Raw genomic sequence first — 13,937 nt, forward strand, 5'->3', positions numbered from 1 at the left:
GCGTTAACCCGGTCCTGGCGCGGAATTCTCCCGGGCGTCATCGGCCGTCAGAGTCGATCATGGTGGACCGGAGCCGTTCAGCCAGAACGCCCCGTAGACCGCCGCGGCGACCGCCAACCCCGCCGTGACCAGGGCCGCACGGGGGGCGCGCGACCGGGCCAGCGCGCGGGCGAGCGGCAGCAGCACGGGGAAGGCGGGCAGCAGCAGCCGCGGCTTGGAGCCGAAGTAGCTCGACGCGCACAGGGCGAGGGCGAGCACGACACCCGTGTAGACCAGCAGTTCGAGGGGCTGACCCGCGCGCACACCGGTGACGTACAGCCAGATGAGCAGGGCCACGCCGAGGATCAGGCCGAGGCCGGCGAGGGCGGACGGGAATGACGTGAACTTGTCGGCCACGAAGCGCGCGAAGGCGTAGCCCCCGTCGAAGCCGTTGCGCCATCCGGCCTGTACGTCCAGATAGCCGAGCGGACCCCGGCCGGTGCGGTGGCCCACCCAGAGGACGTATCCGGCCGCTCCGAGCGGGGCGAGCAGCATGCCGAGCGCGCGGCGCCAGAGGGGAGCGCGCTCGTCGTCGCGCGCGCCCGGCGTGTGCTGCGCGCCGCGCTCTCGCACGAACGAGACCACGCCCGCCGCCCACACCGCGGCGACCACCGCCACCCCCACCGGCCGGGTCAGCCCCGCCAGCGCCGCGAGCGCGCCCGCGCTCACCCACCGACCGGTCAGCACCGCGTACAGGGACCAGGCCGCCAGCGCCGTGAAGAGCGACTCGCTGTACGCCATCGACTGGACGATCCCGACCGGCAGCACCGCCCACAGCAGCACGGCGAAGAAGCCCGTCCGGGGGCCGTACACCCGGTCCGCGACCGCGAAGATCCCGCCCGCCGCGGCCAGCGACGAGAGGAGGGCCACGGTGAATCCGGCACCCGCGTACGACAGCGGGGTGACCGCGTGCAGCAGCCGCTCCAGCCACGGCAGCAGCGGGAAGAACGCCAGGTTGGAGTGGACGTCCCCGTTCGGCAGCCGCACCTCGTAGCCGTACCCCCGTTCGGCGACCCGCGTGTACCAGAGCGAGTCCCAGCGCGCGGTCAGCAGGGTGTACGCGCTCTTGCCGCGCGCGGCGCTCCAGACCGCCAGCACGGCCAGCCCGAGGGCGCGGACCGCCGCGTAGCCCAGGAGGGCCGGGGCCGCCCGGCGCGGGAGAGGGGCGCGCGGCGGAGCCACGGGCGTTGCACGATCGGTCACGGGGCCGATTATCGACCGCGCGGTGCGCCGGGCCGGTGGCCGGGTCGTGGCCGGGGGCCAAGCGGCGTGGTGTACGCCACACGGGTTCCGTCGCGCGTGTGAGAGGTCCGCCACGTACCCCCGGGGCGGACTCGCGTACGCTGGCGAGCCACCCGCGTGGGGTCGCGCGGGCCGGAGGCACCGCTCCTCTCCGGCCGTACGACAGGGAGTCCCCGTCCCGTCGGTCCGCCCCACGCGAGGGACCAGCTGGGAGGTACGTACATGTCCGGGACGACCACGGCTGCCGTGCGGCGGCACCGTCGGGCGGCCGGGGCCGGCGCCGACCGGTGGGTCGTCCTCGTCGTCCTCTGCGCCAGCCTGCTGCTCGTCGCCCTCGACGCGACCGTGCTGCACGTGGCCGTCCCCGCGGTCACCGAGGACCTCAGGCCCGGCGCCGAGGAACTGCTCTGGATCGTCGACGCCTACCCGTTGGTCTGCGCCTCGCTGCTGATCCTCTTCGGCACCCTCGGCGACCGGGTGGGCCGCAGACGCGTCCTGCTGCTCGGCTACGGCCTCTTCGGTGTCGCCTCCGCCGTGGCCGCGTGCGCCCCGAGCGCGGAGCTGCTCATCCTCGCCCGCGCGCTGCTCGGCGTGGGCGGCGCGATGATCATGCCGGCGACGCTGTCGATCCTCCGGCGGGTCTTCCCCGACCGGCGTGAGCGCGCCCTAGCCATCGGCATCTGGAGCGCGGTGGCGGCGGTCGGCGCGGCGGTCGGGCCGCTGCTCGGCGGCTTCCTGCTGGAGCACTTCTGGTGGGGCTCGGTCTTCCTGGTCAACATCCCGCTGATGCTCGTCAGCCTGCCGGTGGGCCGGATGCTGCTGCCGGAATCCCGGGGCGAGGGCGACGGACCCTGGGACGTGACCGGCGCGCTGCTGGCGGCGGCCGGCCTCTTCGGCGTCGTCCTCGGCGTCCAGCGGCTCGGCGGCGGGAGGGCGGCGGCGAGCCCCTTCACCGTGCTCCCGCTGCTGGCCGGCGCGGCCCTGCTCCTGCTCTTCGTGCGGCGCCAGCGGCTCCACCCGCACCCGCTGGTGGACCTGCGGATGTTCCGCCGGCCCGCGTTCAGCACCTCGGTGGGCTGCATCGTGCTGGCCATGCTGGCGCTGGTCGGCCTGGAGCTGATCGCCGCCCAGTACCTGCAACTGGTGCTCGGCCTGTCCCCGCTCCGGACGGGCCTGCGGCTGCTGCCGCTGACCGTCGCGGCCATGGCGGCCGGGCTGGCGGGCGCGCGCCTGCTGCGCCGCTTCGGGCCGCGCCGGATGGTGTGCTCCGGCTTCTGTCTGACGGCCGTCGCGGTGCTGGCCCTGACGGCGATGGGCGGCACCGACGACCCGGCCCTGCTCCTGTCCGGTTTCGTGCTGCTGGGCTTCGGTCTGGAGACCACGCTCTTCGGCGCGTACGAGTCGATGCTCAGCGAGGCCCCGGCCGACCGGGCCGGCGGTGCCGCGGCGATCGGCGAGACGTCGTACCAGCTCGGCGCCGGTATCGGCATCGCCCTGCTGGGCAGCGTGATGAACGCGGCCTACGCGCCGGGGCTGCGCTCGGTGCCGGGCGTGCCGCGGCACGCGTCGGCCGCGGCGGGCCACTCGCTCGGCGAGGCATACGAGGTCGCCGGCCGGCTCGGCGGGAGTGCCGGGGCCGCGCTGTACCGGGCGGCGCGTGACTCCTTCGTGCACGGGCTGCATGTGACGCTGCTGGTGAGCGCGGGTCTGCTGGTGCTGGGCGCGGTGCTGGCGCTGCGGCTGCCGTCGGTCATGACGTGCGCCGAGGAGCCGGCCGCGGGCGAGGTCGGGCTGCCGGCGCCGCGGGAGGCGGAGGCGGCGGCCGGGAAGCCGCGGGTCAGCGCCTGATCGCTCTGGACGTGCGGCACACCGCACCGTAACGTCGGCCGGAGAGCCGTGACTAGCGCTGCTAGTTTGTCGCGTTCCCGTGTCCCGGAGGGTGTTCCATGTCCGCGTCCGCGAAGCTGCCCCCCTTCGATGCCGCCGACCCGCTCGGCATCGACGACCTGCTGGAGCCGGAGGACCTGGCCGTCCGGGACACCGTCCGCGGCTGGGCGGCCGACCGCGTCCTGCCGTACGTCGCCGACTGGTACGAGAAGGGCGAGCTGCCCGGCATCCGCGACCTCGCGCGCGAACTCGGCTCGCTCGGCGCCCTCGGGATGTCCCTCACCGGATACGGCTGCGCGGGCGCGAGCGCGGTGCAGTACGGCCTGGCCTGCCTCGAGCTGGAGGCGGCCGACTCCGGCATCCGCTCGCTGGTCTCGGTGCAGGGCTCCCTCGCCATGTACGCCATCCACCGGTTCGGCAGCGAGGAGCAGAAGCGGGAGTGGCTGCCCCGCATGGCCGCCGGCGAGGTGATCGGCTGCTTCGGGCTGACCGAGCCGGACCACGGCTCCGACCCCGCCGCCCTGCGCACCCGCGCCGAGCGCGACGGCGGCGACTGGGTGCTGAACGGCCGCAAGATGTGGATCACCAACGGTTCGGTCGCCGGGGTGGCCGTCGTCTGGGCGCGGACCGAGGAGGGCATCCGCGGCTTCGTCGTGCCCACCGCCACCCCCGGCTTCTCGGCCCCCGAGATCAAGCACAAGTGGTCCCTGCGCGCCTCGGTCACCAGCGAACTCGTCCTGGACGACGTCCGGCTGCCCGCCACCGCCGTGCTGCCGGAGGCCAGCGGTCTGCGCGGCCCGCTCAGCTGTCTCTCGCACGCCCGGTACGGCATCGTCTGGGGGGCGATGGGCGCCGCGCGCAGCAGCTTCGAGGCGGCCCTCGGTTACGCGACGTCACGGGAGCAGTTCGGGCGGCCCATCGGCGGCTTCCAGCTCACCCAGGCCAAGCTCGCCGACATGGCGGTGGAACTGCACAAGGGAATCCTGCTCGCCCACCATCTGGGGCGGCGGATGGACGCCGGCCGCCTGCGCCCCGAGCAGGTCAGCTTCGGCAAGCTCAACAACGTCCGCGAGGCCATCGGGATCTGCCGTACGGCGCGGACGATCCTCGGTGCCAACGGGATCTCCCTGGAGTACCCGGTGATGCGGCACGCGACCAACCTGGAATCGGTGCTCACCTACGAGGGCACCGTCGAGATGCACCAGCTCGTGCTGGGCAAGGCGCTCACCGGGCTCGACGCCTTCCGGTGAGCCCCGTCGGGGGGCAGGGCCGGTGAGCGGCCCTGCCTCAGCTCTGGTTGAAGAAGCCGTCCGAGCGGTGCGCGGACGCCTCGCCGCTGATGATCTCCGTGTCGGCGGGGGTCAGCAGGAACACGCGGTTGGACACGCGGTCGATCGAGCCGCGCAGCCCGAAGATGAGCCCCGCCGCGAAGTCCACGACCCGCTTGGCGTCGCCCGGCTCCATGTTGGTGAGGTTCATGATGACCGGGACCCCGTCCCGGAACAGCTCGCCGATGACGCGGGCGTCCCGGAAGCTGTCCGGGGTGACCGTGCCGATCCGGCGTCCCTTCTCCTCGGCGGTGTCCGTGGCCACTCTCACCCGCGGGTCGGTGACCCAGGCGGCCCCGGACTCGGTGCCCTCGGAGTAGTCGTCGTCGTAATAGCGCTCGTCATCGTTGTCGTCGACGAGGCCGAGCCATGCACTCGCCTTGCGTACCGATCCCATGGACGCCTCCTCTCACAGCGGTCATTCTTGCTTTCCGCATCCCTATGGTCATCCATGATGCGGACGGTGCGCCAAGTGGATAGACGCCGCGCGGGGGGTTTGTGACGGTACTGGTGCACAGCGGATCCGTCGAGAGTCCTTGTGCCCCAAGGGTTGCGACTCATACGGCTGCTGACTGAGAGTGAAATATGATTGTCGGCGGCGGATGGGTGAGGCGCGGTGCGTCCGGGTGAACGGCAACGTCGTATCACAGTACGGCGGATGCCGGGTCCGGAATCGTCCATCTCCGCTCCGGCCGGCCCGGCGAGCGGCCCCGGGCCGAGGCGGCGGCGCGTCCGCCCGGGCTCCGTCCGGCCCCGCGCCGGGCCCGTGACCCCGGTCCTGACAAGGGCTCAGCCGGTCCGATGGGCGCGCGGCGCCGGACGGCCCCCATGGCGCCGGGGCGCCGCGGGGGCCGTGGGGGTCGTACACGAACGGGGGTGCCGTCGCGACCGGCGTTGCCCCGTGAGGGTCGCCGGGCGGATCGTCAGTTCTTCAGCTCCGGCGGACTGATGCGGGACTCCTTGATCGCGGAACCCGTCGTACCCCACTTCTTCAGGATCTTGTCGTAGGTGCCGTCGGACAGCAGCTTGTTCACCGCCGCCTGGAAGGCGGGCGCCAGTTTCGTGCCCTTCTTGAAGGCGAAGCCGACGTCCAGGCGGTGGTACTCGTTGAGGAACTTCAGCCCGTCCTGGTGTGCGACGGCGTAGCGCAGACCGTTGATCGTGGACATCACGATGTCGCTGCGGCCCTGCTGGAGCGAGGGCCAGATCGCGCCCGGCTCGGCGTACGTCTGCACCTCGTACGCCTTCTTGCCCGCGTCGGTGCACAGGTGCTTGTTCTGCTCCAGCGTGGCCTCGAACGTGGTGCCGGCGTTGGTCGCGATGTTCAGGCCGCACAGCTGCTTGAGGTCGGTGATCTTCGAGAGCTTGCTGTCCTTGCGGGTGGCGAAGCCCTGGCCGTCGTTGACGTAGGTGACGAAGTCGATGGTCTTGCGGCGCTCGTCGGTCACGCCGAAGTTGCTCGCGCCGAAGTCGTACTTGCCACTGTCCAGGGCGGGCAGGATCGCGTCGAAGCTCGCCTGCTCGACCTTCAGCTCGATGCCGAGCGCCCGCGCGACCGCCTTGGTGAAGTCGACGTCCTGGCCGGTCAGGGTCTTGCCGTCGGCGAGGTAGGTGGTGCCGGGCGGGGTGCCGCCGACGCTGATCGCGACGGTGAGACGCGTGGTGCCGGCGGGCAGCAGCTTCGCCGCGGCCTCGTCCTTGCGCACGCCGGAGACGACGTCGGTGGTGGGCGCCTCGGCGTTCTTGGCCGCCACTCCGGAGGCGTCCGTACCGTCCTGACCGCCGGATCCGGAGCCGCAGGCGGTGAGCAGCAGGGCGGCCGAGGTGATCGTGACAAAGGGCGTGAAATAGCGATAAATGGACGTGCGCATCGGGTAGCGGTCTCCTGAAGCAGAGGAAGAGCGGGCGGCGCGAGGGGACGCGAAGGGACGCGAGGGGAGGGGCGCGTGTGAAGGCTGCTGAGGCTGTGCGGGCTGTGCGGGCGGAGAACAGCGAGAGAACGCGAGTAAGCCCGCCGTGAGGGCGGGCGCGCGCAGGGGATCAGCTCAACAGGAAGAGGACCACACGCGACCGAAGTCGATGTGGGAGCGGGTGACCAGCCACTGCTGCGGATGCATGGCCCCAGTGGAACAGGCATCCGGTTCCGCGTCAACCGACTTGAGATGTACGGCTCACAGTATGGACAGCCTTGACAGCGGACCGAAACGCCCGCGTACTCTCGGTACACGGCCCTGCTGAGGGGCTCGGCCGTACCCGCGCCGCGCGGCGCGCCCGTGTGAAGGCACCACCCCGTATCGACGGTTCGACGCGTCACGGAGCCTTCGCATGTCTTCCGACACCCTTGCCAAAGTCCCCACCGCATCCGACGTCCCCGAACCCGCGGACGTCCCGCGGATCGTCCCGCAGCGCCGTTACGGCCAGTGGACGGCGGCCCTCGTCGTCCTCGCGCTGCTCGGGTTCGCGGTCAACTCGGTCCTGCGCAACCAGGCGTTCCAATGGGACGTCGTCGCCGACTACTTCACCTCCGACTCCGTCCTGCGCGGACTGTGGCTCACACTGTGGCTGACCGCCGTGGTGATGGTCCTCGGCTTCGCCCTCGGCACCCTGCTCGCCGCGTTCCGGCTCTCCGCCAACCCCGTGCTGCGGGCGGTCAGCTGGGGCTACGTGTGGCTGTTCCGGTCCATCCCGATCCTGGTGCAGCTGCTGCTGTGGTTCAACATCGGGGCGCTGTACCCGCAGGTGTTCGGCGTGAAGACGGTCAACCTGCTCAGCCCGGTCGCCGTCGCGATCGTCGGCCTCACCCTGCACGAGGCCGCCTACGCCGCCGAGGTCGTCCGCGGCGGCATCCTCTCCGTCGACCGCGGGCAGATCGAGGCCGCCCAGGCGCTCGGCCTGAGCCGGTGGCGGCGCTGGTGGCGGATCGTGCTGCCGCAGGCGATGCGCTCCATCGTGCCGCCCGCCGGCAACATGCTGATCGGCACCCTCAAGGGCACCTCGATCGTCAGCGTGATCGCCGTCAACGACCTGCTGTTCTCCACCCAGTTGATCTACCACCGCACCTACCAGGTGATTCCGCTGCTGATGGTCGCCACCCTCTGGTACGCCGTGGTCACCACCGTGCTCGGCATCGGCCAGACCTATGTGGAGAAGTACTACGCACGCGGCACGGAGAACGCACGATGAGACACCAGCTGGTCATCGTGGGAGCCGGTCCGCGGGGGACCGGCGTCCTCGAACGCCTCGCCGCCAACGCGCCCGGGCTGTACGAGGGCCCGGGTCTCGACATCCACCTGGTCGACCCCCACCCGCCGGGCGGCGGACGCATCTGGCGGCAGGCCCAGTCACCGCTGCTGTGGATGAACTCGCACGCCGAGGACGTCACCATGTACACCGACGAGACGGTGACCATGGAGGGCCCGGTGCGCGAGGGCCCCACCCTGCACCAGTGGGCCGGACTGGACGCCCGCACCTTTCCCGACCGGCGGATCCAGGGCCGCTATCTGCGCCACGTGTACGAGCGGGCCCTCGCCGACCTGCCCCCCGGCGTCACCGTCCACCACCACCCGCGGCGCGCCCTGCGGATCGGCGGCCCGCGCGAGGGCCGGCAGCGGGTCTGGCTGGAGGGCCTGGAGCGACCGCTCCTCGCCGACCTGGTGATCCTCGCCGTGGGCCACCTGGACGCCGAACTCGACCCGGAGCAGACCCGGCTGGCCGAGTACGCCCGGGAGCACGGCCTGGTGCACCTGCCGCCCGACTTCACCGCCGACAGCGACCTGTCCGCGCTGGAGCCCGGCGAACCCGTCCTCGTCCGCGGCTTCGGCCTCGCCTTCGTCGACCTGATGGTGCTGCTCACCGAGGGCCGAGGCGGGCGGTACGAGGGGGACACCTACATACCCTCGGGGCGGGAGCCGGTGCTGCACGTCGGCTCCCGCCGGGGAGTGCCGTACCACTCCAAGATCGGCTACGACTGGACCGGCGACCGGCCCCCGCTGCCCCGTTTCTTCGGCCCCGCCGAGGTGGACGGCCTGCTCGCCCGGCCCGGCGGCTTCGACTTCCGGCGCGATGTGTGGCCGCTGGTCGAGAAGGAGCTGGGCTTCGCCCACTACCACCGGCTGTTCACCGCCCACCCCGGGCGTACGGCGATGGCCTGGGCCGACTTCGAGGAGAAGTACGCGGTGGCCGACGGCCCGGCCGAGATCCGGGCCCTGGTCGCCGCGGCCGTGCCCGACCCGGCCGACCGGCTCGACCTCGCCGCGCTCGACCACCCGCTGGACGGAGTGCGGTACGCCTCCCACGACGACCTCCAGGCAGGGCTGCGGGCGTACATCGAGACCGACCTGGACCGCCGTCACGACCCGGAACACAGCCCCGACCTGGGTGTCTTCCTCGGGCTGCTCTCCGTCTACGGGCAACTGGTCCGGCTCGGGGACATCGGGCCCTGGTGGCACGGGTTCTTCAGCTACCTGGCGTCCGGTCCGCCCGGACCCCGGCTGCGGCAGATGCTCGCGCTGTCCCGGGCCGGTCTGCTCCGGTTCGTCGGGGCCGGGATGACCGTCACCGCCGAGGACGGCCTCTTCCGGGCCACCAGCCCCACCGTGCCGGGTTCCTCCGTCACGGCCCGGGCGCTGGTGGAGGCCCGGCTCCCGGCGCCCGCCGTCGGCCGGGCCCGGGACAGCCTGCTGCGCGAACTGCGCGCCGACGGCGCCGCCGAGACCCCCGACGGGCTGCTCCGGGTCGACCCCGGCGACGGCCGGATCCTCGACGGCGCCGGCCGCCCGCACCCCCGGCGGTTCGCCCTCGGCCCGTACACCGACAACCGGGCCCCCGGGGCGTTCACCCGCCCGCGCACGGGCGGCCCCGCGTTCCGGCAGAACGACGCGACCGCCCGGGCGGTGCTGTCCTTCCTGCGCGCCCCCCATGTAAAGGAACTCCCGCGATGAGCGTCATGGTCGACATCCGGTCGGTGCACAAGAGCTTCGGCTCGCTGAAGGTGCTCAGAGGCATCGACCTCCAGGTCCGCGCCGGTGAGGTCACCGTCGTGCTCGGCCCCTCCGGCTCCGGCAAGTCCACCCTGCTGCGCACCATCAACCACCTGGAGAAGGTGGACCGGGGGGAGATCAGCGTGGACGGCGCGCTGATGGGGTACCGGCGGGCCGGGGACAAGCTGTACGAGCTGCCCGAGCGCGAGGTGCTGCGGCAGCGCACCCGGATCGGGTTCGTCTTCCAGAGCTTCAACCTCTTCCCCCACCTCACCGTCCTGGACAACGTCGTCGAGGCGCCGGTGTCCGCGCGGCGGCGGCCCCGCGCGGCGGCGGTGGAGAGCGCGCACCGGCTGCTGGAGCGGGTCGGGCTGGCGGACAAGGCCGGCGCCTATCCGCGGCAGCTGTCCGGCGGGCAGCAGCAGCGGGTGGCCATCGCGCGGGCGCTCGCGCTGGAGCCGAGGCTGCTGCTGTTCGACGAGCCGACGTCGGCACTCGACCCCGAGCTGGTCGGGGAGGTGCTGGACGTCATCCGGGACCTGGCGGCGCAGGGCACCACGATGATCGTCGTCACGCACGAGATCGCGTTCGCCCGGGAGGTCGCCGACACGGTGGTGTTCATGGCCGACGGACGGATCGTGGAACAGGGGACGCCGGACGAGGTGCTGGGCGCCCCGCGGCAGGAGCGGACCCGGGCGTTCCTGGCGAAGGTGCTGTGAGGGTGGGAGCCGTCGTACGGGGCCGCGGTGGGTCCGGCATCCCCCGTTCGGGACGGGGCGACTGCGGGCCGGGCCGGCACGACTGCCCACCGTCCCGGCGAGGCCACGGTTCGCCTGGCCGGCGTGAGTGCGGGGCGGGTTGGCGTGACTGCCCGTCGTCCTGGCGTGAGCGCGAGCCGGGTTGGCGTGACCGTCCGCCGTCTTGGCGTGACCGCGTGCCGGGTCGGCGTGACTGCCCGCCGTCCCGGCGAGGCCACGGTGCGGGTCCGCGTGGCCACGGTGCGGGTCGGCGGGGTCCCGGGACGCGCCGGTGGTCGGTGGTGCGGTGGCGTGGGAGGGCCGGGTGAGCGGGCGGTTCGGGCGGGGGATGCCGCATCTCGCCGCCGCTCTCGACCAGCCCGGAGTCCTCGACGCCGGGGCGTACGTCGAGCTGGCCCGGCTCGCCGAGCGGGGCGGGCTGGACTTCGTGACGCTGGACGACTCCTTCGCCCGGCCCGGGCCGGACGCGCTCGGCGTCCTCAGCCGGGTGGCGCCCGCGACCCGGCGGATCGGGCTGGTGCCGACGGTCACCACCACCCACACCGAGCCCGTCCAGGTGCAGGCCGCCGTGGCCACCCTGGACTGGGTCAGCCGGGGCCGGGCCGGCTGGCGGATCGAGGTGTCCACCACCGAGGGGGAGGCCCGGCTGTTCGGCCGCCGGCACGCGGCTCCCGCCGACGCCCTGTGGCGGGAGGCGGGTGAGGTCGCCGACGTGGCCGGGCGGCTGTGGGACAGCTGGGAGGACGGCGCCGAGATCCGGGACGCGGCCACCGGCCGCTTCCTCGACCGGGACCGGCTGCACCGCGTCGACTTCACCGGCACCGCCTTCTCGGTCCGCGGTCCGTCCACCGTGCCCCGGCCGCCGCAGGGCCACCCCGTCCGCGTGGTCGACGCCACCGACGGCGACGCCCGCGCGGTCGCCGCCCGGTACGCGGACGTGGCCCTGGTGCGCGCCACCACCCCCGCCCAGGCCGCCGGCGCCCGGGAGGACCTGCGGGAGCGGGCACGCGCGTGCGGGCGCGACCCGGGCACGCTGCGGGTCCTGGCGAGCCTGCTGGTCGATCTCGGCGACGGCGAGCACGCGGCCCAGCCGGGACACGGCGGCGGCGGCCCCCGGCCCACCGTGCGGGGCCCGCTGTACCGGGGCGGCCCGGTGGACCTCGCGGAGCTGGTGGCCGGCTGGCACGCCGACGGCGTCACCGACGGCTTCCACCTCGTCCCGGTCGAGCCGCGCCGCGATCTGGAACGGCTGGTCAACGGCACGGTCGCGCTGCTCCAGCACCGCGGTCTGTTCCGCACCTTCTATCCGGGCGGCACCCTGCGCGAACATCTGGGCCTGGCCCGGCCCGCCAACCGGTACGCCATGACCGGCGGAACGTCATGACCGGGGGAACGTCATGACCGTACGACGGCGGCTGTGCCTGGCGGTCCTGTCGCCGGGGTCCGACCGGACCGGGGCGGAGACCGACGGCACCGCGTGGGCCGGGGAGCGGGCCGGCGCGCGGCTCGCCTTCGCCGGGTTCGAGCGGCTCGCCCGCACCGCCGAGCGCGGGCTGTTCGACTTCCTGCTGCTCGACGAGGAACCGCCGCTGCCCGAGCACCGGGGGCGGCTGCACGAACTGGACCCGGTGGGCGGGCCGGAGCCGGTCGCCGTACTGAACGCGCTCGCCGGGGTCACCACCCGGCTGGGGCTCGCCGCCACGGTGAACGCCGTCCACGGGGAGCCGTACGAGCTGGCCCGCAGGCTGGCCACCCTCGACCACCTCAGCGCGGGCCGGGCCGGCTGGCGGGTGGCGGTCCCGGCGGACGTCCGCACCGGCGCGGACCACCGCGCGGGGAGCCACTTCGACCCCTTCGGCCGGGCCGCCGAACTCGTGACGGTGGTACGGAGGTTGTGGGACTCCTGGAGCCCCGACGGAGTGCCGCGGCCGTTCGCGTACCGCGGCCGGCACTTCGACATCGCGGGCGAGTTCGGGCTGCCCCGCTCGCCCCAGGGGCAGCCCGTGGTGATCCGGTCGGGGGACTCCGAGCGGGCCCGGGAGCTGGCCGCGGCCTCGGCCGACGTCCTGCTCGCCCGGCACGCCCCGCTGGAGACGGCCCGCGCCCGCTACACCGACGTCAAGCGCCGGCTCGCGGCGCACGGCCGTGCCCCGCGGGACCTGAGGGTCATGCCCCGGATCACCGTCGTCCTCGGGGACACAGCGGCCGAGGCGCAGGAGCGGGCCGCCGGGATCAGACGGCGGCGGATCACCCCGGGCCTCGCGCTGTACGCGCTGGAGCGGGTCTGGGGCACGGACCTCTCCGGGTACGACCCCGACGGCCCGTTGCCGGCGACCGCGCCCGGCACCCGGGACGGCCGGGTCCTCGCGCTCGCCGAGCGGTGGCGGGCGCTGTCCGCGGAGAAGGGGCTCTCCATCCGGGAGACCGTGATCGAGGCGAGCGGCCGGCAGTCCTTCGTCGGCACGCCCGACTCGGTCGCCGCCGACCTGCACCGGTACGCCGGCGAGGGGGCCGCCGACGGTTTCGTCCTGGTCCCCGGAGATCCGGCCGACGGGCTGGAGGAGTTCGTGGACCGGGTGGTGCCGCTGCTCCAGGAGCGCGGTGCCTTCCGCACGGAGTACCGGGGCGGCACGCTCCGCTCCCACCTCGGACTGTCCCACCCGGAACGGGAGACCTGACAGATGAAAGGAACGGAAGAGATGACGACGGACGCACCCGATGCCTGGAAGCGGTGGCACGAACGGCGTGTGGAGACGGCCTCGGCACCCTACGGACTGCTCGCGCTGACCGGGACGCACTGGATCGAGGACTACCCGGATGGCCGACTTCCGGCCATTCCCGGGGTCTGGGTGGCCGAAGAGGACGCGGTGGTGCTCACCGCCACCGAGGCCGACGGCCTGACCGTGGCCGGCCGGCCCCTCTCCGGCGAGGTCAGACTGACCGCCGACCACGGCCCGGAGGCCGAGGCGCGGGTCGCGCTCGGCGCGAAGCGGTTGGTCGTCCTGGTGCGCGAGGGCGTGTGGGGCGTGCGGGTCTACGACCCCGAGTCCGCCGCCCGGCGGGCCTTCCGGGGCATCGAGGCCGAGCCCTACGACCCGCGCTGGTCGGTGCCGGGCCGGTTCACGCCGTACGAGGGCACGCGCACCGTGCGGCTCGGCAACGCCGACGGCCGGGAACGCGGCTTCGAGCTGGCCGGTGAGCTGACCTTCACGCTGGCCGGCCGGGAGCGGACGCTGAAGGTCGCGCGGCCGGAGGGCGGGGCGCTGTGGGCGGTGTTCGCCGACGCCACCAGCGGCGACACGAGCTTCCGGTTCCGCTTCCTCTTCTCGCCGTCCCCGGACGCCGAGGGGCGTACGACCGTCGACTTCAACCGCGCCCAGCTCCCGCCGTGCGCCTTCGCCGACCACTTCCTCTGCCCCTTCCCGCCGCCCGGCAACACGCTGGACGCGGCGATCGAGGCGGGGGAGCGCCGGCTGGGCTGATCCGGGGCGGAGCGCGGGGCCGGTGCCGTCGACCCCGACGCGTCCGGGGGGCCGGGCGGTCCGGGGGGTCCGGGGCCGACGGCCGAAAGGCACCCTTGTGCCGACCGGCCGTTCGGCCGAACATTCCCCCCAGCGCTTGTCAGGGACATGCACATTCGAATCCGGTCGGGTCCCTGGCTGCGCCTCACGGGCCCCGACCCCACGCGGGCCCCCGACTTCCCT

General features: G+C 73.7%; 11 protein-coding genes. 8 read left to right on the top strand and 3 right to left on the bottom strand.

Annotated elements, in window-relative coordinates; translation table 11 throughout:
* Window positions 1-57: 57 nt before the first annotated feature.
* On the bottom strand, window positions 58-1,242 hold the full coding sequence (locus tag IF37_RS0121580) for a mannosyltransferase family protein (protein WP_030744954.1): 1,185 nt from the start codon (window positions 1,240-1,242) through the stop codon (window positions 58-60).
* Window positions 1,243-1,503: 261 nt separating this feature from the next.
* On the opposite strand from IF37_RS0121580, the gene IF37_RS0121585 reads away from it, so the two are divergent.
* Together IF37_RS0121585 and IF37_RS0121590 are read left to right on the top strand one after the other, a co-directional pair.
* Window positions 1,504-3,129: an MFS transporter gene (locus tag IF37_RS0121585; protein ID WP_030744956.1), complete on the top strand. Its 1,626-nt coding sequence runs from the start codon at window positions 1,504-1,506 to the stop codon at window positions 3,127-3,129.
* Between the two features lie 98 nt (window positions 3,130-3,227).
* Window positions 3,228-4,418, top strand: a complete 1,191-nt coding sequence (locus IF37_RS0121590) for an acyl-CoA dehydrogenase family protein (RefSeq protein ID WP_030744958.1) — start codon at window positions 3,228-3,230, stop codon at window positions 4,416-4,418.
* Between the two features lie 37 nt (window positions 4,419-4,455).
* Here IF37_RS0121590 and IF37_RS0121595 read toward each other — a convergent pair whose 3' ends face one another.
* Together IF37_RS0121595 and IF37_RS0121600 are read right to left on the bottom strand one after the other, a co-directional pair.
* Window positions 4,456-4,893 (bottom strand): cell division protein SepF, encoded by a 438-nt coding sequence (locus IF37_RS0121595; protein WP_030744960.1) that lies wholly within the window; start codon window positions 4,891-4,893, stop codon window positions 4,456-4,458.
* A gap of 526 nt (window positions 4,894-5,419) precedes the next feature.
* Window positions 5,420-6,367, bottom strand: coding sequence for an ABC transporter substrate-binding protein (locus tag IF37_RS0121600; protein WP_030744962.1), 948 nt, complete (start codon window positions 6,365-6,367; stop codon window positions 5,420-5,422).
* A 454-nt stretch (window positions 6,368-6,821) separates the two neighbouring features.
* Between IF37_RS0121600 and IF37_RS0121605 the strand changes: the two genes are divergently transcribed.
* The 6 genes from IF37_RS0121605 (at window position 6,822) to IF37_RS0121630 (ending at window position 13,715) form a co-directional block, all read left to right on the top strand.
* Window positions 6,822-7,679 (top strand): amino acid ABC transporter permease, encoded by an 858-nt coding sequence (locus tag IF37_RS0121605; RefSeq protein ID WP_030744964.1) that lies wholly within the window; start codon window positions 6,822-6,824, stop codon window positions 7,677-7,679.
* Entirely contained in the window at window positions 7,676-9,436 is a 1,761-nt protein-coding gene (locus IF37_RS0121610; RefSeq protein ID WP_030744966.1) for an FAD/NAD(P)-binding domain-containing protein, read from the top strand. The genes IF37_RS0121605 and IF37_RS0121610 overlap by 4 nt, the downstream gene beginning before the upstream one ends.
* Entirely contained in the window at window positions 9,433-10,194 is a 762-nt protein-coding gene (locus tag IF37_RS0121615) for an amino acid ABC transporter ATP-binding protein (protein WP_030744968.1), read from the top strand. Before IF37_RS0121610 ends, IF37_RS0121615 begins: the two co-directional genes overlap by 4 nt.
* Before the next feature lie 367 nt (window positions 10,195-10,561).
* Window positions 10,562-11,617 (top strand): LLM class flavin-dependent oxidoreductase, encoded by a 1,056-nt coding sequence (locus IF37_RS0121620; protein WP_030744970.1) that lies wholly within the window; start codon window positions 10,562-10,564, stop codon window positions 11,615-11,617.
* Between the two features lie 13 nt (window positions 11,618-11,630).
* Window positions 11,631-12,911: an NtaA/DmoA family FMN-dependent monooxygenase gene (locus IF37_RS0121625; RefSeq protein WP_030744972.1), complete on the top strand. Its 1,281-nt coding sequence runs from the start codon at window positions 11,631-11,633 to the stop codon at window positions 12,909-12,911.
* A 21-nt stretch (window positions 12,912-12,932) separates the two neighbouring features.
* Window positions 12,933-13,715 (top strand): DUF1684 domain-containing protein, encoded by a 783-nt coding sequence (locus IF37_RS0121630; protein ID WP_030744974.1) that lies wholly within the window; start codon window positions 12,933-12,935, stop codon window positions 13,713-13,715.
* The last annotated feature ends 222 nt before the right edge of the window (window positions 13,716-13,937 follow it).

The sequence above is a fragment of the Streptomyces sp. NRRL S-31 genome, from assembly GCF_000718775.1.
Lineage (GTDB): Bacteria > Actinomycetota > Actinomycetes > Streptomycetales > Streptomycetaceae > Streptomyces.

Excerpts from the sequence above, each read along its gene's own strand:
- IF37_RS0121600 (WP_030744962.1), bottom strand. The coding sequence starts at position 6,367 with ATGCGCACGTCCATTTATCGCTATTTCACGCCCTTTGTCACGATCACC.
- IF37_RS0121585 (WP_030744956.1), top strand. The coding sequence starts at position 1,504 with ATGTCCGGGACGACCACGGCTGCCGTGCGGCGGCACCGTCGGGCGGCC.
- IF37_RS0121610 (WP_030744966.1), top strand. The coding sequence starts at position 7,676 with ATGAGACACCAGCTGGTCATCGTGGGAGCCGGTCCGCGGGGGACCGGC.
- IF37_RS0121590 (WP_030744958.1), top strand. The coding sequence starts at position 3,228 with ATGTCCGCGTCCGCGAAGCTGCCCCCCTTCGATGCCGCCGACCCGCTC.
- IF37_RS0121630 (WP_030744974.1), top strand. The coding sequence starts at position 12,933 with ATGACGACGGACGCACCCGATGCCTGGAAGCGGTGGCACGAACGGCGT.
- IF37_RS0121605 (WP_030744964.1), top strand. The coding sequence starts at position 6,822 with ATGTCTTCCGACACCCTTGCCAAAGTCCCCACCGCATCCGACGTCCCC.
- IF37_RS0121615 (WP_030744968.1), top strand. The coding sequence starts at position 9,433 with ATGAGCGTCATGGTCGACATCCGGTCGGTGCACAAGAGCTTCGGCTCG.
- IF37_RS0121595 (WP_030744960.1), bottom strand. The coding sequence starts at position 4,893 with ATGGGATCGGTACGCAAGGCGAGTGCATGGCTCGGCCTCGTCGACGAC.
- IF37_RS0121625 (WP_030744972.1), top strand. The coding sequence starts at position 11,631 with ATGACCGTACGACGGCGGCTGTGCCTGGCGGTCCTGTCGCCGGGGTCC.
- IF37_RS0121620 (WP_030744970.1), top strand. The coding sequence starts at position 10,562 with ATGCCGCATCTCGCCGCCGCTCTCGACCAGCCCGGAGTCCTCGACGCC.